Below are 23,625 nucleotides of genomic sequence, written 5' to 3'. Positions count from 1 at the left end.
TACTCCGGATTATAGACCTGGGGGGTCAACATGCTCCGGATTATTCAAAACGAAGGGGTCAGCATCTGCCGGATTGGCAGCTACTTTTTCACTATTTTTATGTCTCCGGATCGGGGGGTCAGCTTAGTCCGGAATATCCACTTTATAGGTTCGGCGGTGCTTTTCGTGACATTTCGAATGTAGGGAGGGTTAAATTAGGTTGGTTATGGCAAATGGGTTACAGAAAATCTGGGGTGAGTAGTGAAGGTCTTATTTATATTTAACATAATATAAATTATGTAACAAATGAAGATTTCCCAAAACGACTTCCCAGAACAAAAAAGTTAAACTGGTTTTTTGTATCATTGAGCCTGAAAGGTTTTTTATCCCCTTGTTTAACTAAATATTTAACAATAATATGACTGAATTAACCGAAAACGATAAAAAATGGATGAAACAAGCCATTGAATTAGCTAACCAAGGGATGATGCATGGCCAAGGCGGGCCGTTCGGCTGTGTCGTCGTCAAAAATGGCCTAGTAATCGGAAAAGGCTTCAATTCAGTTCTTGCCACCAACGATCCGACTGCGCACGCCGAAATCGTAGCTATACGCAATGCGTGCCAAAACTTGGACTCCTTTCAGCTGACCGGTTGCGACCTATATACCTCCTGCGAGCCCTGTCCCATGTGCTTGGGAGCCATCTATTGGGCGCGACCGGCCCGTGTATTCTATGCCTGTACCAAGCAAGAAGCCGCTGCGGCCGGTTTTGACGACGCCTTTATTTATAAGGAACTGGAACGGGCTCCCGCTGATCGCAAAATACCGTTTATACCTTTCCGAATTCCAACATCCGAAAAACCCTTTCAGAATTGGAAAAAAAAAGAAGACCGTACAAATTACTGAGGACAAAATTATGTAGGTCTCACAACGACGTTTTTCGGAAAAGGCTAGTAATCAGACCTGGTAGGTAGACGGACGCTTATAAAGCGCCCATTCAAACAACGCATAAAAAACCAAGGCAATCCAATACCAATCCGGCTGAAATTGAACAATAACCGCGAGATGCAAGAGAATAAATCCTCTTACCGTGGATTTGATTGGGATCAACGCTCCTACCTCGTTTTTTTCGCTGGTCAAATGGGCAGCCACTTGGCCAAAGACCATCACCGTAGTTCCGGTAACACCAAAAAACCAAAACCAACGTTCCCCTAGCGGTTGTAGCCAAAATAAAAAGAGCGCTAGCAACACAAAAAGATCTCCTACCCAAACCGTTTTGTTCCAACCATATACCACCGGAAAAGTCCGGTAATTGGTGGCTCTATCGGCCTCAATGTCTTTCAGGTAACCGATCAGCACAAAATTGGCATAGCTGATCAGGGTTAGGAATATATATCCATAGCAGGCGGAAGGAAATTCCCAGTCAGTGGGCACGCGGACACCAAAATAACCCATCATAGGAAGTAAAGCAACGATCCAACCGTTGTAAAACGGCCCTCCGAACCAAAAATGCCTCTTGACATAGGAATAGGTGGATAATCCCACCACCGCCGTCAAACTGAAAATGAAACTCAGTGGATGTAGCCAAAAAAGGATCAAGCCAGATAGAAAAAGCCCCAACACACTGGTAATCAAAACCGAACGTATGGAGATGATTTCTTGAGACAAAGGCCTATAAGGAGCCGATAGCTTATCTGTATCGGTTTGAAAACAATCGGTTAGCGCCTGACCAAAGCCATATCCCAAGAAAAAAGGGACAAATGCCAGACACCACTTCCACACAGCCTCATCGCCCTGACTGCCCATAGCGATACCCGTTGCCCCTGCCGCTCCGGATACAAAAAGCAGATAAGGGCGCATTTGAACCCCATAAGCCTTCCAAAAAGGCCATTCGAAAGCGGTAAAAACGGTAGTTGGTGTTTTCATAGGCTAGTCGGTACCTAGTAGTTTGATTGCTTGGTTTTTTACCGAAAACTTTAGCATGCTCCCTTCGGCTGTTTCCCCGTCACATTCAAAAACAAGAGGGTTACTGCAAAGTATCTCTAATCTGTCTGTAAGGGTTGACAGCCGGTATTCGCTGGGCTTAAAATTACCTTTTCCCAGTTGAATCAACGTTTGGATCAGCTGCCATTTGCTCATGCTCCTACAGATATGCAGGCACAATAACCCTGCTTCTGATTGCGGGCCTTGAGGATAACGCAGGTTTCCTGATACAAAGCGGGACCTCAGGAGATGGATATTGGATACCTGCATGTCCGAGTCAACGTCGTTGTATCTGATGCGCAGCCTTCTATTTCGGTGGGTCAGAATGGTCGATAATGCGGTTAATGGTATCGCCGCATCGGTGCTTCTTTTCTTAAGCCATTTGATGAAAAACCCTGGATGATTGAAGCGTCGGTTTCCCTCCGCGGTCACCCCTATGCTGGCGTTTATCAGGAAATATTTCTGCTGTGGTGTCCGAAAACTGTCTTGGTACGAGACTTCTCCTACATCTTGAAGGGTATCCTTCACCACATTAATACGGACGGGAACTTTTCCTATACATGCTTGAAAAGGTTTTAGAAAATCATTGCTCGATCCGAGGCCCACAGCGCCCAAACCTATGTTGCTGGCCCGGCCTGATCGCAAAAGCACATTGGCGAGTTGGTGCATGCTACCATCGCCACCCGCAGAAACGAACGTGCCCTGATGAATCGTGGCAAGGATCTCCCCTACCCGATTGGCCATTTCACTTACACTTTCCGTAATAATTTCCGTTGCGCCGGGAAGTCGCTTTCCCACCTCATCACGAATAGCTTTCCATCTTTTCCATCCCTCTCCTCCGTGACAATAAGGATTGACGAACACAAATACGGGCTTATGCATGTCTGTGGTTAAATGCTGTTTTAAACTAAAGACATCGTACATCAAGTTGCACAGCGTCGCTCGACCGCAGCGGAAAATCAGTTACCAAGTAATACCTGTACCGATTGATCGCTAGGTGGCGGATTGACCGATAGACCATGTCCCCTTTGCGGCAGCATACGAGCAGATGGGTAATTCCGGATTGTTCAAGATCCTCCAATACAAGATTCAAGTGAGCTATGTTGCTTGCCGACTGATTGTAAAGGATGGAAAAGGACAGGATACCTCCTTCGTTTGGGACATCCTTGTATTTGCTCGGATAGAGCCTTTTAAGAATTCCCATACCCCATTTGATTATACCCTGTATCTTTCTGATTTTCAAGGTATATACATGATGCATATGAAAGCACCCCAGGCCACTCCTATAGGCAGTGTAGTACCTATCAGGTATCTTTTCCGCATCGAACAAGCGTACGCCAAAAAGCTCCTTTCCCGCCTTCATATGGGGTATTCCATTGATTCTGGCCTTCGTGGGAATGGTCAGGTAGACAAAATCATACAAGCAGATACGAGAAAGAATTCCTGCCGTCATCCGGATGACAGGGGCATTGGACAATTTGGCTGTAATGAAATTTTTTGTCAATCCATGGAGAGAAAAAAAACGCCTGTACATTTCTTTTGCCATATGTTTACCCACACCCCTATTCCTGGCGCTAGTAGCAACCTTTGCATCCAAACCAAACCCTACAGGCATCGTAGTGCCGTTAATCTGAATCGTGGTCCTTGCAGCGATGGCCGTTCCCAGGATGTCGCCATGCACATCAATAGCCATTCCGGCATAATGCTCTTCAAAAAGCAACGCTCTACTCAGAAAATGTGTTTTTACCATTTGCAATTGGATGTTTGTGCCTTGGACGATGGAGCTTTCAAACTTCAAAAGTTCCTCGTCATAATCTTCCCGATAGGGAATTATTTCGTAGTTAGACGGGCTCATAGACTATTTACATAAGAAAACACCTGATACATCCCTGTACTTTCATCAGAGGTATGATCCCTTACGGAGTTATTGCCTGGAAGCCTGTCCTGCCAACAACCAACCATTCGGTTACGTAGAAAGGTGCGCCACACCAAAACATGTTCTTGGTTGGTTAATTTATCGATCAATTGATACAGGTAATCCGTGTCCTCAAAACTCAAGATATCTGACAAGGAATAAAACACCGGTTCAGTAAGCCCCCAGGTGTTTTGGGTTATAAATCGTAATACATCAACGTGGTGGTATTGGATGGTGATTGATGTTCGTAATAGGTTGGATTTAACCTCGGAAAGCACGGCTTGACGCATAGAAGGCGGCAGATCCGTATCGTCCATGTTATGTAGGTTTCCCTTGAAAATCAGATGAGCCATAAAGCAGCGCTGCATCTTATTGGGGTTGCTCAGTTGCTTCAGCCCTTCAGCGATATAATTCACTTGTGCATCTTTGCTGACAAATGCCATGTCTTTGTTGCCGGCTATGCGGTAAATGGCCCTGAAGGAAAACAGGTTAAGCAACAGGTTCCATCTTATCCTAAGTAATCCTTCGAATGAAGTTCCTCGGTGGAATGCATCCCGAAAGCCCTTTCCAAGATATTTGATCACCCAGGGCCTCAGGCGGCCCAAGAACCGTTCAACATGTCCTGCATGGATAACTCCTCTTTTAATCAGCCTTTTTTCTTCTTCCCAGTAGGCTATACATGAAAGGGAAAGACCCGCTTTCAGTTCTTCAAACCATTTTATTCGGATGGAGGCCGCGGCGGGACTGTGCCCACAAAAACGTAGATAGTCGTCTACACTTAGCATCTTCAGTGCGCAAATTTTTAATTCCAATAGGAAAAGCGCTGCCGCATTTACATCTACAGCATGGACGGTCTGAAGCCCCTTCTTGTCCAACAAGGCAATGACCCGTTCCCCGCTACCGGTTACAGCGACCAGGGTTTTGCAGGATGTCTCCGCAAGCAAGGCCTTTTCCACCCGATTATCCTCGTTTACGTGGGTATAAAACAACCTAGTCATAGTGCGTAAGCGGTTGGGTCGTTCCAGACTTCATCGAGCGCGGTAGCGAGCCCATCGATATCTTCCTTGGTATGAGTGGCCATCAGGCTGACCCGGAAGCGTTGCTTATTGGCCGGCACGGCGGGATATTCAACGGAGTTGACAAATATTCCCTTTTGGTGCAACAACCAAGCTGCTTTTCGAATATCCATTCCAGCCGGTATAGCTAAGGTTAGGATCGCAGCCTGTGGCTCTGCGTACAATCCCAAGTGTCTTAGTTTGCCCACCGCATAGGCCATATTCTGAAGTAACTCAAAACGTAGCCACGGTTCTCGCTCCATCACTTCCAATCCAGCCAATACAGTGGCTGCAACCGGTGGTGGAATAGAGGCTGAAAACATGTACGGTCGGGCGTAGTACCGCATGTATTCCGCCAGAGGCTTGGATGCTGCGACGAATCCACCACAGGTAGCGAAAACTTTGCTGAATGTCCCCATAGAGAGGGCTATTTCTTTTTCGCAGTTCAATTGGGAAGCTGTACCTCTACCTCCTTCACCCAAAACCCCTGTACCATGGGCATCATCGACGATCAATGCAGCACCATGTTGCAGGCACAACGCTGCGATTTCACCTAGCGGGGCCATGTCTCCATCCATGGAGTAAACGCCCTCTACACAAACGTAAACCGAGCCTTCCGTGTCGGCGCCGTAGCTCTCCAGCAGGTGGCTTAGATGGCTTACATCGTTGTGCCTAAATGCATGCGATTTTGCTTTGGTAGTCATCAGGCCATCGTAGAAAGAAGCATGGCTTAATTCATCGTAGATTATGGTATCCCCGTGCTCCGTCAAGGCTCCCAAAATGCCCAAATTGGTCATAAATCCAGAAGAAAACAGTATAGCAGATTCTTGCTGCTTGAATGCGGCCACGCGTTCCTCTGTCTCTTCTATGAGCTTAATGTAGCCATTGAGCAACGGAGGCCCGCCAATTCCAGCGCCGTACCTGTCCATCGCTTTCTTCACTTGTTGAATGACGTAGGGATGGTTGGCGAGGCCGAGGTAATTGTTGGATGCAAACATGAGCATCCTACGGGGCAAACGGGTCAGGGGATCAACCACCTCAACCTCCCTTTCTGAAGCACTGCAGACGGTTCGCCTATAGGTATGTTGCAGGACCGCCATAAACCGTGAAAATTCATCGACCCTTTCCGGTAGTTTTTTCCGCCTAGTCTGTAGGTGCATTGTTTTTAGGTTGGCAAAGGTAGTGTTTGTCATGGCTAAGTTCATTTTTGTGAGCACCAGGAGGTATGCTGCGCGTACAATCGTTCTAGGTAATTGGAAAGGTTGCCCTCTGCTCCAGCATATAAGTTAGGAATAGTGGCTGGCTGGCATTGCACCCGTAGGCCGTCTGTATCAAATGAGAGGTATGGCTCCGCAGTTATCCTTCCCAGATATACCGGGGCCCATTCATCAATCACACAGGCCTTCAAAAACGGCGCATTCAAAGCTTCCGAGACGGTAAATACCAATTCATAGTCTCCGTGGGGCCCGGCCAACAGGATCCATTCGGGAAGATCGGCATGCCTTTGTACAGTCAATGCCTCATCTATCAGCAAGTCGATCACCGGCACCTCCAAGCGACAACCGATGTGGTTAATTTCACATAATACTGCCAGCGCAGGAAGCAACCCATCGCTGCTGTCCATGCAGGCACTTGCAAAACCCCGAATGGTCTTGCTTTCCTTTAGTCTGGCAAACGGCTGATAGCGCAAATCGACAGATGCATCAAAAAAACGGGCATACGCAAATGCATTGCCCGCTCCTGCAAGCGATGTGGTATAGACATGGTCATCGGGAGCCAATCCACTGCGCATCAAAGGCCTGCCCGTTTTGATATGGCCAATTGCTGTTGCGCTGATCGAAAACCCATCGGCAAAGCTTGTGTCTCCACCCAGCACGTAGACGCCATAGAAGCTGCAGGCCGCGCTGATTCCCTTTTGAAGCGCTGTCTCCCAGCATTCCTGCCGGTGTTTGGTTGCCTGCAAGGAAAGTAACAGTCCCCATGGGACTGCACCCACGGCAGCCATATCACTTAGGGGGGCGATAACTGTCATCCAGCCGATCAGAAAAGGATCCGTATACAGCCCGAGGGTAATCTCCTCGTGTATGCCATCCGTCTTTAGCACCAGATACTCCCCGTTGCACCGAATGATCTCCGCATCAGCTTCCATCAGACCATTTACCTGCAAAGGATGTCTCGGAAATACGCCGGCAAGCTTTCGGATGAAGTCAATTTCGAGGTTATTTTCCATGGTATACTACGTCAACACGTTGATCTACTCGGATTAGGCCAATTCCGTTGTCGTCCTATCCCTGTCTTAAACGTTGTTAAAAATCTAAATTAATGTCCGGTAATGGAAATTGAATATTGCTAATCGATCGACTATTTTTTGCAGAAAATACTAAAGTATTTATAGCAATATCTAGCTATATTTGATAGGACGCTAACCTATTAGATATACTAAGTCCCATATATATATCCTATGTTTTTAAGTTCATCTAGCATATTGTCCCATGAAAGAAGATCCACAAAGAAGTGTTTATCCCGAAAATAACAAGGGATTGGAATTTGAAAAATTCAAGTACAAGGTTGAGTTGGTAAAATGGTTTATTGGCAGCGTGACGTTGGTGATCGTTTCCATGGTTATCGAATGGGGATTCCGGGATCGTGCGGCTGGATTAAGTGAAATAAAGGAATACGATAAATATGCAACGGAACTCATAATCCTAAACCACGACCCCGTCAAAAAACGGATGTTGGCGCAATATTTCTCCACGGTCACTCCCTCTGAAAAGCTGAAGCAGGGTTGGCTGGACTATTATAATCAAGTGGATAAGGAATATCAAGCGTTTATGTATCAGGATTCCCTTGATAGGGTTAGAATAGCGCAGCTAAAGGCTGATTCGAAAGCTTTGCTTGATCCAACGACAAAGAATGAACTACAGGAACTGGAAGAACGAATTATCGAAAGCAATAGAATAATGGCGCAACCGCTGATTCTACCCGATAAGCCAAAAGTGCAGCCAGTTGTCTACATACAAATTGGAGATAATGCCGGTCGAAGTAAGGCTAATATGCTAAGGGCAAAGATCGCAACAACCGGAATGCAGGCACCTGGGGTGGAAGTTGTGGAAAGTGCCAAGGGTTTAGCGATACATGAAATTCGGTATTTCTGGGAGGCCGATGCGATCTTTGCCAACACGCTAAAATCTTTACTGGACGCAGATGATATTACAACTGTTGTGAAATTTATACCAGCATTTAAGAGTACTACGAAAGAGGGCACCATAGAATTGTGGTTGAACTCAAATTATTAATAGCCAAAAATCATCCCATTAATTTGGTGCAAACGACGAATTGGGAAGAACGCGAGTCTTCCCAATTCCTTCAAACCCAAAAGACACCCACGGCAGGTGCTTCCCTCCTGATATGGGCAATTCGGGTTATTGGGTGTAGCAAATACTGATATTTCTACGTAGTTTGCAAAGCATTTCTCATTTTAATCCACAAGCCCAAACCACTTCACCGCATTTTGGTAGAAAACCTTATCTACCACTTCCCTGGGCAAAGCCAGCCCTTGAAAAGGCGTATCTATCAGCGAACTCTCCATCGTATTCGAAGTGACAAAAAACTCCCAATCCCTTTTCCAGTTATCTTCCATGGCCTGATTGAGTTGTTCCCGGGTTCGTTCACCGTTATCTGCCAAGTCTGTTCCGTACAGGATGCGGTCCTGATACTGAATAAAAAAATTACGTACTTTATCCCTATTCTCCGCTGTTTGGTAAAACACCTGCCCCATCCTAGCGGCCAGGTCCACCGCCATAGTGGGGAACCGATCGAGGCGCTTGGCCAGTTCATCCACGTCATATTCCAGACTGCCCAAGTGGGCACCCACAAACTTCAGATCCGGGTATCGTTCTAATACCCTATCCCTACGTGCAATCAGCTCTTCGTGGGAAGGCATGTCGGGGTGCAAATACATGTGATACTCCGGATGCCGCCCATAATACCGTCGGTCATTGTTGGTAGTCATCTCTTCAAGCGGCAACCAGCAGTTTTTGGGTTCGGCCAAGTGCCCCATCAGCACTTTGTCCCTCTTCTGAATATGGCTAAATATAGGATCAAACTTCGGGTCGTCGATCTGAATCAGGTTTCCCGCTGTGTCTCGGGATACCATGCCGATATTTTTCCACACCTTCACCCCTACCGCGCCTGCATCAAAGCAAGAATTCAGCCAAGCCAAGGTTTTCGACTCCCATGCAGGGTCATCCCAATCCGACACCGCAAAAGCAGTGACCATATCCACCCATGCCGGTGCTGCCCGATGTTGCGTCAGCCCGAACGAGTACTTGCCGTACACGTCTTCCCATCCCTTCGTATATTCCAATGAGACATTTACCAGTCGGAAGTTATGTTCCTTGGCTAATTCCACAAACAGAGAGCGCTCAGTTTCCAGATGCACGTGCACATCTGCCTTTTTAACCTTGGAATAATCCTCTATCCGATAAAATGTCCCATTTGTTTCACACGAAATCAAAATAACAAATAGAAGCAAGAAGATTCCGTTCTTTCTGATAGTCACGACAAATAAGTTTTGGGGTGAATTGTACTTAAATATATCAAATGAAACGCTATTACAAAAGAAAATTCCAATCGGATTGACCGCAAGAAGCACCTATTTCTGAAATATTTTTTGCGGGTGGTTCCAAAAATAGAGCGTCAAGACTATATTTGCAGGTGTTGCAAATAAATTACCTGAGGGTTAATGGGCTTTGGCTTCTTTTTTGATATGCCGTAGCAACAATATGAATCTTGTGTATTTTTTCTTATTTCACTTACCTTTTGATAGGAATGACAAACATTACTCAAATTACTCCAAAGCGCCATAAATCAAAAAACAATGATTTGGAAAGGATTTATGTTTTGGATGTTCTTCGCGGCCTAACATTATTTGGTATATTGGTTATCCACTCGTTTAATGATTTCACCACCATCCGAGAGGAGTCCATGGATGCTTCGTTGTTAAGCCCTCAGGATCGGATTCTCGACATTGCCATATCCAACTTATTTTCAAAAGTACTCTACAGTATCTTTTCCTTTCTATTCGGATTGAGTTTTGCAATCCAAATGAACAGTGCTATTTCAAAGGGGCAATCATTTTCGGGTAGATTTTTGTGGAGGTTGACTGTTTTACTAATGATTGGGTATGTGCACAGCCTCTTCTTCCCTAGAGATATTCTTCAGTTATACGCATTATTGGGTATGGCATTGATTTTAGTAAAAGATCTAAGCCCCAGCCGACTATTGTGGCTTTCTTTGATTCTATTTGGTTTGAGTATTGGCATTAGTTTTTTCAATGCGGATATAGAAAAAGAGGTAGTCCATCTTGCATCAAAAACCCGGGAATTTATTGTTGTCCAGTTTTTGGGGCTTTCGAAACTAGATTATTTGGTGCTTTCTGGCCGTTTATTTACGGTTTTCTCGCTTTTCATTCTAGGATTATATGCGGGTAAAAGAGGTTTGTTTAATAAGAATCCAGAAAACAGTGTTTTTTTTACCAAGCTGATGTATTGGAGTTTTGGCACAACCCTAGTTGTTGGGGGCATTTACCTCTATTTGAAACATACCTTCGAAGTCCCTGGCAAATACGTTGAGGCGGTGTTTTCAATAGAGCGCATGACACAATCGATTTTCTACGTTTCGCTACTAGTGTATTTGTACCGGTTTAAAATTCTCAAACGATTTTTCGACATGTTGATACCAGTCGGCAAAATGGGTCTTACGGTATATGTAACCCAATCTTTCTTCCTTATTTGGTTGTATGCGAAAGATCCTGCTGAAATTCTAGATTTTGGACTTGTTGGCGTCATGGCAGTGACCACTGGTTTTTTTCTAATACAGCTAACATTTGCATGGGTATGGATGTCAATATTTCGTTTCGGACCTCTGGAATGGCTTTGGCGCTCAGCAACATTTTTACAAGTAATCCCGATTTTACGACGCTAAATCAATCTGTTTTTTATTTAACTGCGAATATTTATTGTTCGGATCCTAGCCGATTTTTATCCGAACGGGATAAAATTTTTCTCAAAATTCCCTTAATTTAGCCACCTGAGCCCAGTGTTCCCAAGTGGCCTTGTCTCATTGAAGTAATATTGAATCGAAAACTCTCTTCAAATTTAATGAAATACACGAGATTTGCGCTGTGTGGCGCCTTTTTTGCGCTATGGTTTAGCGTAGGATGTAATCAGACTACCCGCCCGGCGGAGGAATCGCCTTTGGATAGACTGGATCCAAAACGGGCAGAAGCACCTTATCCACAAATTAATCTTCCCGAAGGAGTTGACTTAGAATCGCCCCGATGGCAGGGGATAGACCTGTCCCCTGTCCCCCCAGTAATGCCGCTTTCTGCCTCCCAGCAAAAAGAGACTTTTATACTGAAACCTGGTTATCGCATTGATCCAATCCTAACCGAGCCACAAATTAAGGAACCGGCAGCCATACAATTTGACGGCAACGGACGCATGTACGTGTTGGAGCTACGCAGCTATATGCAGGACATCGATGCTACCGGTGAACTGTTACCTATCTCCCGAATTTCCCGCTGGGAGGATAAGGATAATGATGGCTATTACGAGACGGGCGTTGTTTTTTTGGACAGCCTGGTATTTCCAAGGTTTGTGGTTCCTTTTGGCCCAAATACCATCCTGACCATGGAATCAAACGAAGACCATGTGTATAAATACACCGATACGAACAATGACGGACGAGCTGATAAGAAGGAGCTGTTTGCCACCGGTTTGGGAAGATCAGGGAATGTAGAACACCAAACCAGCTTCCTGACCTGGGCGATGGACAATTGGATGTACAGTACCTACAATGCAAAACGAATCCGTTGGACCCCCGATGGAGTACTACAAGAACCTACCGGGAACCCTTGGGGGCAATGGGGTGTGACACAGGATAATTATGGGCAGGTATGGTTTCAGGATGGAGCCGGTGGAGTTCCTCAAAACTTCCAGTTTCCCCTCGTATACGGTAATTATCGGGTTGAAGGCCAATTTCAAGAAGGCTTCCGTGTTCCGTACAGTTTGGTGAAGCTCGCTGACTTCGAACCAGGTATGCGGGAAACCAAGCCCGATGGATCGCTGAACAACGTAACCGGAGCCGCTGGAAACGATGTATTCCGAGGAGACCGCTTGCCCAAGGAATTGGTTAACCAGTATTTTTACGGAGAGCCTGTAGGACGGATCATTCGTCAGGTACGTTCGGACAAAAAAGAAGGTCTTACGTATATCCAAAACGAATACATAGAGTCGGAATCGGAATTTATCCAATCCATAGACCCGCTTTTCAGACCGGTAGATATCGCTACGGCACCTGACGGTACCATGTACATTGTAGACATGTATCGAGGGATCATACAAGAAGGAAATTGGACGCAGGAAGGAAGTTACCTGCGGACAAAGCTACTTCAGTATCAGATGGATGATATCATCGAAAACGGGCGTATCTGGCGTGTCACCTACGACGGAATGCCTCGAAGTAAGGAAAAACCCCGAATGTACGAGGAAACCTCTGCCCAACTGCTGAGGCATCTCTCCCACCCCAACGGCTGGTGGCGTGACATGGCCCAGCAGACCATCATCTTAAATCAGGATAAATCGGTTGCTAAGGAGTTGGAAAAACTGCTAAAAACCTCAGACAACGAATTGGCTAGAATCCATGCGCTTTGGACGCTGGAAGGCCTGGGTGTTTTGAATGTGCAACTGGTTAAGTCCCTTTTCACAGATCCTAGTGCTAAGATGCGGGTTCAGGCTCTTCGGGCTGCGGAAACACTGTATAAATTTGGTGAAAAGAGTTTAGAACAGTCTTTCAAAGAGTTGGCCCGTGATAGCGATCCAGAAGTTGCCATTCAGGCTATTCAGAGTGCCTATGTGCTGAAAATTGACGGGCTGGAGGAGTTGCTGAAATCAACCCAACAGACTGTCAAAGCGAAAGGACCCCAGTTGGTCGCCACGCAGTTAGCAGAGCGCATGGAAGAAGCGCAAAAATTGGCAGCTACTCAATACACTGCCGAGGAACGATCGCTGTTTGACCATGGAAAATCTATCTTTGATAGCTATTGTGCTACTTGCCATGGTCCGAAAGGACTAGGAACGCCGACGGGTGGCGCTGGAGGAGAACTGATCGCTCCGGGATTTTCAGGTTCTCCCCGGATTATGGGGCATCCGGAATATGCAGTTAAAGCCCTCCTACATGGGCTTACAGGTGCTATAGAAGGAAAAGAATACGAAGGGGTGATGATTCCCATGGCCGAAAATGATGATAAATGGATCGCATCCGTGGTTTCCTACATACGAAACGACTTTGGTAACAAAGGGAGTTTTGTGTATCCTGATTTCGTGGCTGAAATCAGAAAACACACCGGTGACCGAAAGGAAAACTATCGCTACGATGAGCTGATTCAGGAAGTTCCCAAAGCCCTTTTTCCCCAGGATAACTGGCGGGTGACGGCTAGTAGCACGGCTTTGCAGGGGGTAGGTTCTACGAGAGATCCCTCCTATGCATTTACCTATAAAGGATGGAAAACAGACGGGCCCCAACAGGAGGGCATGTGGTATCAGGTCAGCCTGCCTTCTGCAACTACCGTAACGGAAATCCAATTTGATACGGATGGAGATCAGTTCCCTGTGGCATACAGTGTGGCCGTATCTTCGGATGGGCAATCCTGGCAAGAGGTTGCTGAGGCAGCTGGATCTAAAGGGCTAAACTTCCTCGCTTGGAACCAAGAAGCACCTGTGAAAGCGGTACGCATTCAATCCAAGAAGAACGGGGAGCATCCCTGGGCCATGAAAAAATTAACGATTTTTGCACGGTAAACGCGATGAATGAAAGATAAATAACAAAACTGACTGTTGATTAGAATAATTAAACAACGGTCAGTTTTGTTCAAACCGATATCTTACATGTAGAAAGAGAAGGACGCTCCATTAATTGGATTGTTCGGAACCTTTTAGCCATAGCTTGAGCCAATAAGCATAGAGGGAAACCCTAAGCGGTAACACAAACCGCTCTTTTGCAATCATCTCCTGAATTTCAAAGAGAGAGCTACCTTCCATGAATTTCGCCTGCATTCGCGCTCGAACCTGCCGTTTTTGGAATGCAAAGAGTTTCCGATATTGGCCCCAACGAAATAATACGCCCAAACGGTGCCGCAAATGAGCAATTTGCTGAATACCGAAGCCTATTTGCAACAATGCATCGGTGTTTGCCTTTAAATTCAGCCGCTCTTGGGCTATTTTTCGCAGCTCCAAACCGTCTTGCTTGCGGTATTTGCCAATCTCCCGTTTCATTTCTGATTTCGAAAACTTCCGTTTGGAATAGCGACCGGAACAATTATACCGTACAAACGCCGCAAAGGTATCTGGCTTTAGGTAGCCGTCCCCAAGGTTTCCATTGTAGGAGCGCTTGTCAAAAAGAATACAGGGCCGGCCACATGCCATGGCATCATACACAGATCGTCCGATGCCAATGACTAAATCGGCGTTATTTATTTCCTTGTTTACCCGAAAACTGGGGTTTCGGTGCTTATCGATGGCGCTGAACCGCAGGTTTTCCTCTTCACAGATTTCGGACAGCCATTCGTTTGCTTCCTTGCTTTGGCAGAGTGAGAGAATTTTTCGAGGTTTTTCCGAGATGGGTATTTCCGGAGCAAAGGTCTCCAAATCTATACCGTTCAGTACTACTGTAGATGGAAACCCCAAAGATCCCAAATGGGCTCTTACTTCCTCCGAAACCGCTATGTGATAATCCGCCAAGGGCGAGGGCTGTTCCATTTCCGGAATCGGGCCATGACAAACCTGCAAAATTGGACCCTGCCCAAAAAGGAAATTGACGGTAGTATTGTGGCTCGCGATAATCAGCTCAAATTGGCGGCCTGATTTAAACGGTACACCCAATTCATCCTCGATACGTTCAGAGATCGCACCTCTGACATGGGTAAAATACGAGATTTCGTACTTTCTGAGTTTTTTTAGCGCCTTGATCAGGTAAAAGGTATAAAGCTCCGATCCTCCCACCGTTGCGAGATGATTGCAGGCCACCAGAATGCGTTTTCTTCTAGGTGTGGTCATCCGAATGATATATGGGTAAGTTTAGTTAAACGTAAGCCCGCTGCTAAAGGTTACCCATCTCTACCTATTGCTTTGTCCCAGACCAAGTACCATTTAAGCCGTTTGCGGTGTTTTCCCAGGTGCCTTGTACACTATGGGTTGTCAACGTACCGGTGAACGTGGTTCCGGTAGTTGCGGATCCTGCTGTAGCTTGGAAATCGCCATCCGGAGATACGGTCCCTGTGACTCCATAGGTTTCAGACATGGGCGTAGAGGTCGCAGTACCAGAAATGGTACCATCTTCGATGATCGTCACCTGCCAGGTTCCGTTGTCAACATTTCCTGAATAGGTACCGGACCATATCCCCACAAATTGCTCTACCCCTTCTTCAGGATCGTCGTCGTTGATGCATGAGGAAAGTAGCATGGACGCACTGAAAAAAAATGCTACTAGGATGTGTCGGGTAATAGTCGATCTTTTCATTTTTTTAAATCGGGTTAGTTATATACTTTCACATCGGACAACCGTGGATTTGTCATCATTGAAAGTAGCTTTCGCAGCAAAAAAAAACGTTTTCTGAAACAAACCGATTAATTAGAACCAAAAAAACCTACCTATTATGCTAGTACGACTGATTATTTGCCTAGGTCTTTTCTTTGCTATTCAAAGGGTACATGCCCAAGAACCGGTGAAAAACGATTCCATCATGATCACCATCTTCATGAAGCACCACCAGGATAAGAATATCGATGAGCTAACCGAAATACGGGAACGAAATGGATTTACCGAAAACTTTCCACCTGCATCGGCAAGGGTCATGTCTTGGTATGTCATGATGGGTATCGGACAGGTGGTCACTGTCAAAATTCCGGCATCAGAGCTTCGAAATCTGAATATATCGGTAGAACGAAGTGTTTGGGGTGCCTTTTCTACGGAGTTTTACCCGACTTACGATCTGTATCCGGTGATATTGGAAAATAAGGCAAAACTGGAAAAATAAGCAATCCCTATCCTTTAAGTCTAGGAGTATCCCTTTTTTGCACCAATCGACGCAAATCAGTGATCATTTGTTGTACTGTTTGTCGCTTACAAAAATACGTCTCATCACTGAAAAACTATTTCAGTATCGAAAATTTGCAATAGGCAGGTTAATGCATTTTGCCCTCTTTGCTGAGCTCGTTTTTAATGGCTTGAAAAAGCAGTTCTTTTTGAATCGTTTTTCCTCCGTTGGCCAAAGTTTTTAGCCCCACCTGCTGTACAATGTTCACGATATTCGCGCCGCTAAGGGTAAACCTCCGTGCGAGTTCTTCGATAGCTAGCCCATCTTCCCATGGCACGGAGTCGGGCAGGTTATTTTTCCAAAGGGTATAGCGCTCTTTGTAGCTAGGCATTTCAAAATCCACTACGGTCTGAAACCGCCGTAAAAAGGCTGTATCTATATTTGATTTAAAGTTGGAGGCCAGAATAACCAACCCCGGATGACTTTCTACTCGCTGCAAGAGGTAGGACACTTCTTGATTGGCGTATTTGTCGTGGGCATCCCGCACGGCCGTTCGCTTGCCAAATAACGCGTCGGCTTCATCGAAAAAAAGGATCCAGTCCTTATGGGCCGCCTTGTCGAATAATTGGGAAAGTTGCTTTTCGGTTTCTCCGATGTATTTGGAGACAACCAAAGACAAATCAATTCGGAACACATCCCTTCCAGTATGCTTGCCCAATAAGCCCGCGGTGAGCGTTTTACCGGTACCAGGAGGACCAAAAAACATGACCCGATATCCTGGTTTCACAGCCCGACCCAAGCCCCATTCGTCCATCAAGCGCTCGTGGTATTGAAGCCAATGTTCGATTTCACGGATTTGCTCCAACGTTTTTGTTGGAAGAACCAAATCCTCCCAATCCAGTTCAGTTTCGATGTGTTGGGCAGGAAACTGACTGCTGAAGGCGGGCTTACGGAGTCCTCCAAAAAGCAATTTCTCGAGGTATTCCTCATCCATCAACAAGGCTCCTGAATAGAATGGCTCCTCCTCTCCTGCTGATCCTAACCTGATAATCCCCTTTCTGAAAAGGATGGAATCTTTAAAAAGCGGCAGGTATTTTCTTCGAACATGCACATCCGTACCTGCCAGTAGATACAGGAGCGTTTCCCCAGTCGGAATGATACCCCGATGATTTTTGGTCCTGAGCCCTCCAAACTCCGGAAATTCTCCCCCTTTGGGAATGTACTCTGCCATTTTTTGGGACAAGAACTGAGGCGCCAGATAAGGCAAAAGTGTCAAAAACAACACCAAAAGGTCTTTGTTTTCGAGCTGAAGGCGATTAATCAGGTCCGCCACGGGGTCCTTTTGATCTAGGACGACGTTTGCCTTTGGCTTTATCAGTTTGTCTGATCGCCCAAATTCCCGATCTAAACGAGCTGTCAGTACAGCATCCAGGTAGCTTAGTATGCCCTCCATCCTAGCTTTGTTGGATTTGTTTGATCCGGTCTTTATAAATCAATGCCTTTTGGTGGTCCGACTGAATGGTCAGTGCGCGGTCCAGATAGGTAGTGGCTTCCTCAAATCGTTCCATCCCACATAAAACAACAGCGGTATCCGTCAGTAAATCTGTGTCATCGGGAAAAAACTTCAGTAAGAAGAGGTACTGTTTTAGCGCTTCCTCCCTCCTTCCCATCGCTAAGAGGTTTACCGCTAAAAAATTTCGCGAAGCTTTATCGTCTGGGTTTTCTGCCAGGGCTCGTTTAAATGCACTCTCTGCCCTTCCGTAATTCTTGGCTAAAAACTCAGCCCTTCCTACCTGAAACCAAATTTCCGTGGATTCCCGATTCCTTGCCAGTTTGTAAAGAAGCTGTAGTGCGGTATCAAATTCGCCTTGCTGGATTTGAAGCAGGGCAAGCTGGAAGGGATACTCCTGTTCCTGGCTGATCTCTGTCAATCGTTGGTATGCAGCTATGGCCTCGTTCGATCTGCCTTGATGGGTGTACAGCTTTGCGAGTGATGCAAAGGCAGGGACATAATCATCCTGAAGGTCCAACGCCTTGAGGTAGTTGGCCTCAGCCCCATTTAGATCTCCCTGCATGGCCAGCGCATTGGCCTCATTTACCAAGTAGTTGGATTTGGGTTCTAGTTCAAAGGCCCGCCGAAAGTGCGCGCATGCCTGCGGGAAATTCTTTTGCTGATGCGCCAGAAGGCCTAGGTTATTCCACACTGCTGGGTTCTGTTCATCCAATTCAAGCGCCCTTTCATAACATTCTCTGGCCTTTTCCCACTCCTGCTTGAAGAAATGCGCTACTCCTTGATTGTTCCAGTTAATCGCTTCTTCTCTCATCTAACCAAATAAGTCATTTTTAATGGATCGAGCAAGTCCTACCGCTGTATCTACCACTTGAATATCCGGGTATATAACTTCAATGTCATCGAGCGACATATCAAACGGTTCTCCTTCCTCGTAGTGAATGGGAAAGACAATCCCAAATTGAATGTCGGGCCCCCAATTGAATGAAGCCAGGTTATGCCTCCAGGTTTCCGAAATAGAAAACCAGCCAATACCCAAGGAGGCTCGGGCAAACGCATTGATGTCGAAGGTAAATTTGGGATTTACTATAATACTGCCTCTCGCATCAAGGATCAGTCCTTCCTGAGGTGTCCAGTTGATTTCTACTCCCGCTGCCGCTTCTCCCTCCAGTCCCAAGGTTCCGGCTATTTCTATTCCACCAGAAAGGCTGGCAATAGCCACGCTAACTCCCAGACCAAGGTCTCCACGGAGCGTTAGGCCAGCATCTGCGGGGATCACGAAGCTTCCGCTACCCCGTACGCTGGTTTCTTCTTCGTGATCTGGATTGTAAGTAATCTCAGCCGATAAATTTCGAAGTTGGCCTGGACCAAAACCTGCTTTGAAATCCAGTCCGCCACTTATCTGAGCCACCAAGCCCAAACTACGTGGCCCCAGTGGAATCGCAAAGAGAGGTATCTCTATCGTAGGTGCCCGAAATAGGTTTTTGGTATATTCCTTTCTTGGAAAAACGTCATATGTATCGGTTGCCAGTCGCGCGGTAACCTCCATTTCTCCGTTGGGAAGAAACTTTACCCCGGCAGTAGCGGCAAGCCAAGGGGTAAGCTGAAGGGTGAGCGTGCCACCGCCAAATACCCGTATGGTATCGTCAGGATCTCCCGAGGGTTGCCCATCTTCGCCGATGGTTCGATTGGTCGCACCGACTTCCAAGGATCCGCTAAGCATACCCCGGGAATAGGCAGCGTTGCCCATGATGGTCAGTGCCCCATTTTCATAGGTCACGGATAAGGTCGAGTTGATGCCGGGAATATCGGGTTGGGCCGTGCCGGAGACAAATACGCTGTAGCCTTCTTCTTCATTGCTTTTGGATACCCTGGCCTCTACGTTCCCGCCACGAATGCCGGGCACATCACCGCTGATGGCGAAGTTTCCTCCGATCGAAAATCCGTCCTCTCCATAGGTAACACTCATAGATCCCTTTTCGATACCGGGTATATCCAGCTCAGCTTCCCCTTCTGCGCTGAAGGTGTTTTCGCTGTAGGTAGCAGTTATCGTGGCAGATTTGACGCCGTTCACTTTCCCAGCCGGTATACCGATGGTACCACCGATTGTCCATACGTTGTCTTTATACTCCACATTGATTTCAGCAGGATCAAAAAGTTGTGAGTCAAAATTGAACTTACCGGCCAGTTCAAAAACTCCGGAGGTAGAGGCAGAGGCACCAATAGAGCCTTCTCCTACCCGCTGAATACCAAAATCAATATTGCCGGCAACGCCAAAACCTGAACTGCCCAAAAACACTTCCAGCGAAGATGAATTGATCTCAAATGGGGCAGGAACATCCAGTTCTCCAAAATCAAACAGTTTTCGAAGGCGTACTTGCTGCCCTTCAAAAACGACGTCTATATCCGCTTCGCTTATGAGAGGAATCGACGGGTGCACTTTGCCGATGGCATACAGGTTCATTCCCCCCACGATGTCAATTGACTCTTCATCCAGCTCAACGGGACTCATTTTTTTTAATTCAAAAAAGTTACGCAGGCGGTTTCTTAAACCGGAGACCAAAAAGACGTCAGTCTCTTGTTGTTCTACGTCATAGGGATGAGATTCCGATACTTCGACGTTTTCCTCATCAACCAATGGAATCATCGTAATTGAGTTGATCTGATGGGCTGCTGCGTCACCGTCGACTGTGATACGGAAACTTCCGGATTGGTAACCGTTTGCACTATATGGCACCACATAGCCTCCCCCCCGCTGCGACGTTTTTAAAAAGAAATGACCCTCCGGTACTTCAAAATTGCGTATGTCAATTAAAGCCTCTTTCAGTGGGTTCTGGACCGCCGTTGGGTTCGTAATTTGGGATTGAACAATGGTCGAACCCGCTACATCTATTTCCGGAGAGACCGACTTTACGTAAATATTGTAGTTCTGCACGGCCTGATTGGGATCTTGGGTCACTCCAGCGTTTCTATAATGGTTTAATACTCGTTCGATGTGCTGATTTTTTAAGGTCCTTACCCGCTGACCAAGGTCGTTGTTTACCCCACCTTCCAGCAAAATTAGGTTGCGAATGTCGTCTACGTTTTTATCCCCTCCCGCAACTTGCCAATCGACAATGTGTTCTACTTGATAGGTAGTAGCATTGCCGCCATTGTCCCATTTGGGGATTAATACTTCGTTTACGAGTTGAGTTAGGGTGCCTCCGAATGTGACGGTTGGATTATTTTTTAATACCAACGTATACTTGTTATCTGGAGCAGAAAGACCAGTTATTTTGCTTTCTATAATCTGTCGTACATCTTCTCTAACACTCCGGTTCCAAACCGATATTTGTCGGGTACTGCGTTCTCCGGATTTGGGAAGTTTGTAGTCTGGGCCGTCCCACATTGCACTCAGGTTGCGTTTCACCTTGAAGTTGTTCAGTTCCATTTTATAGGAGCCACCTTCTTCGGAAATTTTCCCATGGGGGGAAGCGGGAATATCGTCCACACTGACGGCAGGTGCCGGATTGGAAGCCTGTCGCTGCACATTTGGTTTGCTGGCCCCCTGCTGCAACGTATGGGTAAGCTCATGGGCCAATAGGTGCTGGCCATCTTTTGAACCGGGATTGTATTTGCCTTCGTTAAAGAAGATATCGTTGCCATGCGTAAATGCCTGCGCCCCCAATTCGCGGCTTAATTGCACTGCATGGCTGTCGGTATGGATGTTTACACCACTAAAGTCGGCCCCAAAGCCACTTTCCATATGTTTCCGCTCGCTGGTACCCAAGGGGGATCCCATGCCTTTGGAAGAACTAATCCCATGCTCCACGGCGGGGTGAAGCCGTCCACCGGAAGAACCGCGGGCCTGTACCTCTTCTTCCTCCTGCCTCTGCGCCTCCTCATCGGTGGATTTTTGGGCTATTTCTTCTTCTTTCGGCTGAACAACATCCTCAGCCTCTAGGGGCTGCTGCTGTACATCCGAATCGGTAACATCTTCCTCAAGAGCTGCCTGAACAGAAGCCTCCTCCTCGTATTCCTCCCCCATTTTGTGTACGGTGTCCTCTTCGGCTTTCGCTTGGACAGGCTCCTCTTTCTCTTCTGATCGCATCAAGGAGTTCCCAGTAAAAAAAGAAGCGTCACCTGGCTTCCGTGCGACCACCTGGTCAGCCGCTGCGTCTGCCTCTTGCTCAAAGGTATCATCGGGCTGATTGACCTCCATTTTAGCTTGAGGAAGGAAAAAATCAGCACTTCCTCCTTTTCTGAAGTAGCTATGCCCTTTTGGTTTAGATTGGGGGTTGGCCTTTTCCATGGTTTTATTGAATTATCACCATTCTACAAATACAAGTTTTTTCTGCCAAGGCAGCTTTACTACCCCTAGGGTAAAGGGCAGACCGTTCAACAGCACATCTTGTGCTTTTCGCTCTACGACAAGGCGGTAGCCATCGGCTTCTTCCAATAACGTGCCCTCTCGCTGGAGAAAACCGTTTCGTACCGTTTCCTTACCTGTGTTCTTCAGCTTCTTCCAGTTTTCCATCAGCGATTCTAGCAGAAGGTCGCATTTATCGAGTTGCTCAACGGTGAGCTCGACCTGCTTTTTAAAGGGTATCAATCCATCCCAACCCACTAAAAACTTCTCAAATCCAAGCTCAAATTCAAAGGGCTTTAGCCTGCCTGTAGCCACATAATGCAGCAGATGCATACCCAAAACCGGCCTTACTATCTTTTTTTCATCTCCTAGGACCCCCACATCTTGAAAAAAAGCGCGCAGAAACGGATGGATAAGGATTAGCCCGGCATGCAATACCGGGAGACTCCTATCCAAATCGGAAAGGGCTGTGTCCTGATTAACTATAGCAGATTTCGAGGAAAGCGTTTGCTCCTGAAATGCTTCTGCATGTAACCTTTTCGCGCCAGATTTTATATTTAAATGAGACTTGTCCGACATGACTAGTGATGAAATCGCATCGGCTGGAGGCTGAAAACCATAAATCGTACTCACCTGCTTCCAAAAAACAGCCCATGCTCTATCCGGTACGGAGAAGTCATCAAACAGTGCCAGAATGTGTTTGGATGAATCTGCAGATTTTGCACCAAATTCTTTTCTCATCCGTATCTCCAACCAACTTGTCAGAAACCATACGCGGTTTATGTGCTGTATGGTGCGATCAAAGGATTTATTCAACCGGTGAAACTCATCCAAATTGGTAGGCAAGTCCATTATATGGCCCATTAAATGGACTATCTCTTCTTCTCCGTGCTGTAAAACGAGCCTGTGCAGGGCCTGTGGCAAAACCAACACCTTACCAGTCAACTCCTTGAATTCTTTCAGTAAAACCCATTGCTTGCCACATGCTGCATAGGTTATATGCTTGGGCTCCATCCCAATCGCAAACCACGGCTTGGAGCCGAACTGAAGAAAGTAAAGCCAAGCATAAAAGCCTTTTTGAATATCATTTATGATCCTATATTTACCTGAATTTAAATTAGATAGGTACTCATTATTTAAGTCTTTTATGGGATGTGGATCTCTCCCCCATGGAGACTGTACGCTATAGATTGCCGATGCATCGGTCTTCTCAATTGAGGAAGCCGAATCGGTGAGTAGCCCTTGCATTTGATCCATTAACTGCTCCGTTAGCACCTGCGAAAGCGCGTTTCCGGAATCTTCGGAGTCCAGTTGCCGAGGATCCCATGCAATGGAAAGAGAGAGATCCGAAAGTTGAAGATGGTAATGTGGGGGAAGCTGAACATTCTCTGATAGCCATTTTTCGATTTGGGGAAATACTCGATTTTCCAAAAAAGTATGGATATTGCTTTCCACAGATTTAGCGGTCTCGGTAGATGCCGTGGTTACTTCAACGGTTACTTTTTGAATGAATATTTCCTCGCTAATCGTAGACATATTATTTGTTTTGTTCCCTTTTTTTTCTACATTTATACCACGGCGACAGTCGATTTTACTGGCAATGTAAGGCGGAGATGGAAAAGGTCGGTATGTTCACAATCTGGGTTTTTGGTACAAACGTTGAGCAGAGTTTCAGTCGTTAAGCTTCTGACTTCAGGTAATAATGTGACGATAACAGGCAGAAGTACAAGGAAGCATGCCCA

19 protein-coding genes are annotated in these 23,625 nt (G+C 46.4%); 6 read left to right on the top strand and 13 right to left on the bottom strand.

What is annotated here, in order from left to right:
• On the top strand, nt 1–263 hold a 263-nt coding region (locus tag JJU34_RS16730; protein WP_228693552.1), incomplete at its 5' end, for a hypothetical protein.
• Nucleotides 264–397: 134 nt separating this feature from the next.
• Nucleotides 398–883, top strand: a complete 486-nt coding sequence (locus tag JJU34_RS16725; RefSeq protein ID WP_228693551.1) for a nucleoside deaminase — start codon at nt 398–400, stop codon at nt 881–883.
• Between the two features lie 51 nt (nt 884–934).
• Here the strand turns inward: JJU34_RS16725 and JJU34_RS16720 are convergent, their stop codons facing one another.
• Genes JJU34_RS16720 through JJU34_RS16695 form a run of 6 tightly spaced genes read right to left on the bottom strand, consistent with a single transcriptional unit; the run spans nt 935 to nt 7,160 of the window.
• Nucleotides 935–1,903, bottom strand: coding sequence for a UbiA family prenyltransferase (locus JJU34_RS16720; protein ID WP_228693550.1), 969 nt, complete (start codon nt 1,901–1,903; stop codon nt 935–937).
• 3 nt (nt 1,904–1,906) lie between these two features.
• Nucleotides 1,907–2,842, bottom strand: coding sequence for a diacylglycerol kinase family protein (locus tag JJU34_RS16715; protein WP_228693549.1), 936 nt, complete (start codon nt 2,840–2,842; stop codon nt 1,907–1,909).
• Between the two features lie 25 nt (nt 2,843–2,867).
• The gene (locus tag JJU34_RS16710) at nt 2,868–3,815 is read right to left on the bottom strand and encodes a hypothetical protein (RefSeq protein ID WP_228693548.1); all 948 of its coding nucleotides are present in this window, start codon (nt 3,813–3,815) and stop codon (nt 2,868–2,870) included.
• On the bottom strand, nt 3,812–4,873 hold the full coding sequence (locus tag JJU34_RS16705) for a DUF3419 family protein (protein ID WP_228693547.1): 1,062 nt from the start codon (nt 4,871–4,873) through the stop codon (nt 3,812–3,814). The genes JJU34_RS16710 and JJU34_RS16705 overlap by 4 nt, the downstream gene beginning before the upstream one ends.
• Nucleotides 4,870–6,123, bottom strand: coding sequence for a pyridoxal phosphate-dependent aminotransferase family protein (locus JJU34_RS16700; RefSeq protein ID WP_228693546.1), 1,254 nt, complete (start codon nt 6,121–6,123; stop codon nt 4,870–4,872). Before JJU34_RS16700 ends, JJU34_RS16705 begins: the two co-directional genes overlap by 4 nt.
• 8 nt (nt 6,124–6,131) lie before the next feature.
• The gene (locus tag JJU34_RS16695; protein ID WP_228693545.1) at nt 6,132–7,160 is read right to left on the bottom strand and encodes a thiamine-phosphate kinase; all 1,029 of its coding nucleotides are present in this window, start codon (nt 7,158–7,160) and stop codon (nt 6,132–6,134) included.
• 262 nt (nt 7,161–7,422) lie between these two features.
• Here JJU34_RS16695 and JJU34_RS16690 point away from each other — a divergent pair, with 262 nt between their 5' ends.
• Nucleotides 7,423–8,226: a hypothetical protein gene (locus JJU34_RS16690; protein ID WP_228693544.1), complete on the top strand. Its 804-nt coding sequence runs from the start codon at nt 7,423–7,425 to the stop codon at nt 8,224–8,226.
• A 182-nt stretch (nt 8,227–8,408) separates the two neighbouring features.
• Here JJU34_RS16690 and JJU34_RS16685 read toward each other — a convergent pair whose 3' ends face one another.
• Nucleotides 8,409–9,491, bottom strand: a complete 1,083-nt coding sequence (locus JJU34_RS16685) for an amidohydrolase family protein (RefSeq protein ID WP_228693543.1) — start codon at nt 9,489–9,491, stop codon at nt 8,409–8,411.
• A 269-nt stretch (nt 9,492–9,760) separates the two neighbouring features.
• Here JJU34_RS16685 and JJU34_RS16680 point away from each other — a divergent pair, with 269 nt between their 5' ends.
• Complete coding sequence (locus JJU34_RS16680) at nt 9,761–10,915, top strand: DUF418 domain-containing protein (protein WP_228693542.1); 1,155 nt, start codon at nt 9,761–9,763, stop codon at nt 10,913–10,915.
• 176 nt (nt 10,916–11,091) lie between these two features.
• The gene (locus JJU34_RS16675) at nt 11,092–13,791 is read left to right on the top strand and encodes a discoidin domain-containing protein (RefSeq protein WP_228693541.1); all 2,700 of its coding nucleotides are present in this window, start codon (nt 11,092–11,094) and stop codon (nt 13,789–13,791) included.
• 111 nt (nt 13,792–13,902) lie between these two features.
• On the opposite strand, the gene JJU34_RS16670 is transcribed toward JJU34_RS16675, so the two are convergent.
• Together JJU34_RS16670 and JJU34_RS16665 are read right to left on the bottom strand one after the other, a co-directional pair.
• Nucleotides 13,903–15,045, bottom strand: coding sequence for a hypothetical protein (locus JJU34_RS16670; protein WP_228693540.1), 1,143 nt, complete (start codon nt 15,043–15,045; stop codon nt 13,903–13,905).
• 64 nt (nt 15,046–15,109) lie between these two features.
• Nucleotides 15,110–15,508 carry a hypothetical protein gene (locus JJU34_RS16665; protein ID WP_228693539.1) on the bottom strand — a complete coding sequence of 133 codons (399 nt, stop codon included), beginning with the start codon at nt 15,506–15,508 and terminating at the stop codon, nt 15,110–15,112.
• A gap of 136 nt (nt 15,509–15,644) precedes the next feature.
• Here JJU34_RS16665 and JJU34_RS16660 point away from each other — a divergent pair, with 136 nt between their 5' ends.
• Entirely contained in the window at nt 15,645–16,025 is a 381-nt protein-coding gene (locus JJU34_RS16660; protein WP_228693538.1) for a hypothetical protein, read from the top strand.
• Nucleotides 16,026–16,173: 148 nt separating this feature from the next.
• Here the strand turns inward: JJU34_RS16660 and JJU34_RS16655 are convergent, their stop codons facing one another.
• Genes JJU34_RS16655 through JJU34_RS16640 form a run of 4 tightly spaced genes read right to left on the bottom strand, consistent with a single transcriptional unit; the run spans nt 16,174 to nt 23,419 of the window.
• Entirely contained in the window at nt 16,174–17,478 is a 1,305-nt protein-coding gene (locus tag JJU34_RS16655; RefSeq protein WP_228693537.1) for an ATP-binding protein, read from the bottom strand.
• A 1-nt stretch (nt 17,479) separates the two neighbouring features.
• Nucleotides 17,480–18,349 carry a tetratricopeptide repeat protein gene (locus JJU34_RS16650; protein WP_228693536.1) on the bottom strand — a complete coding sequence of 290 codons (870 nt, stop codon included), beginning with the start codon at nt 18,347–18,349 and terminating at the stop codon, nt 17,480–17,482.
• The gene (locus tag JJU34_RS16645) at nt 18,350–21,826 is read right to left on the bottom strand and encodes a DUF4157 domain-containing protein (protein ID WP_228693535.1); all 3,477 of its coding nucleotides are present in this window, start codon (nt 21,824–21,826) and stop codon (nt 18,350–18,352) included.
• 15 nt (nt 21,827–21,841) lie between these two features.
• On the bottom strand, nt 21,842–23,419 hold the full coding sequence (locus JJU34_RS16640; protein WP_228693534.1) for a contractile injection system tape measure protein: 1,578 nt from the start codon (nt 23,417–23,419) through the stop codon (nt 21,842–21,844).
• Nucleotides 23,420–23,625: the final 206 nt, after the last annotated feature.

The sequence above is a fragment of the Lunatimonas sp. genome, assembly GCF_020832325.1.
Lineage (GTDB): Bacteria > Bacteroidota > Bacteroidia > Cytophagales > Cyclobacteriaceae > Lunatimonas.
The sequence above is the reverse complement of the archived record's forward strand: the minus strand, read 5'-3'. Positions and strand labels throughout refer to the sequence as shown.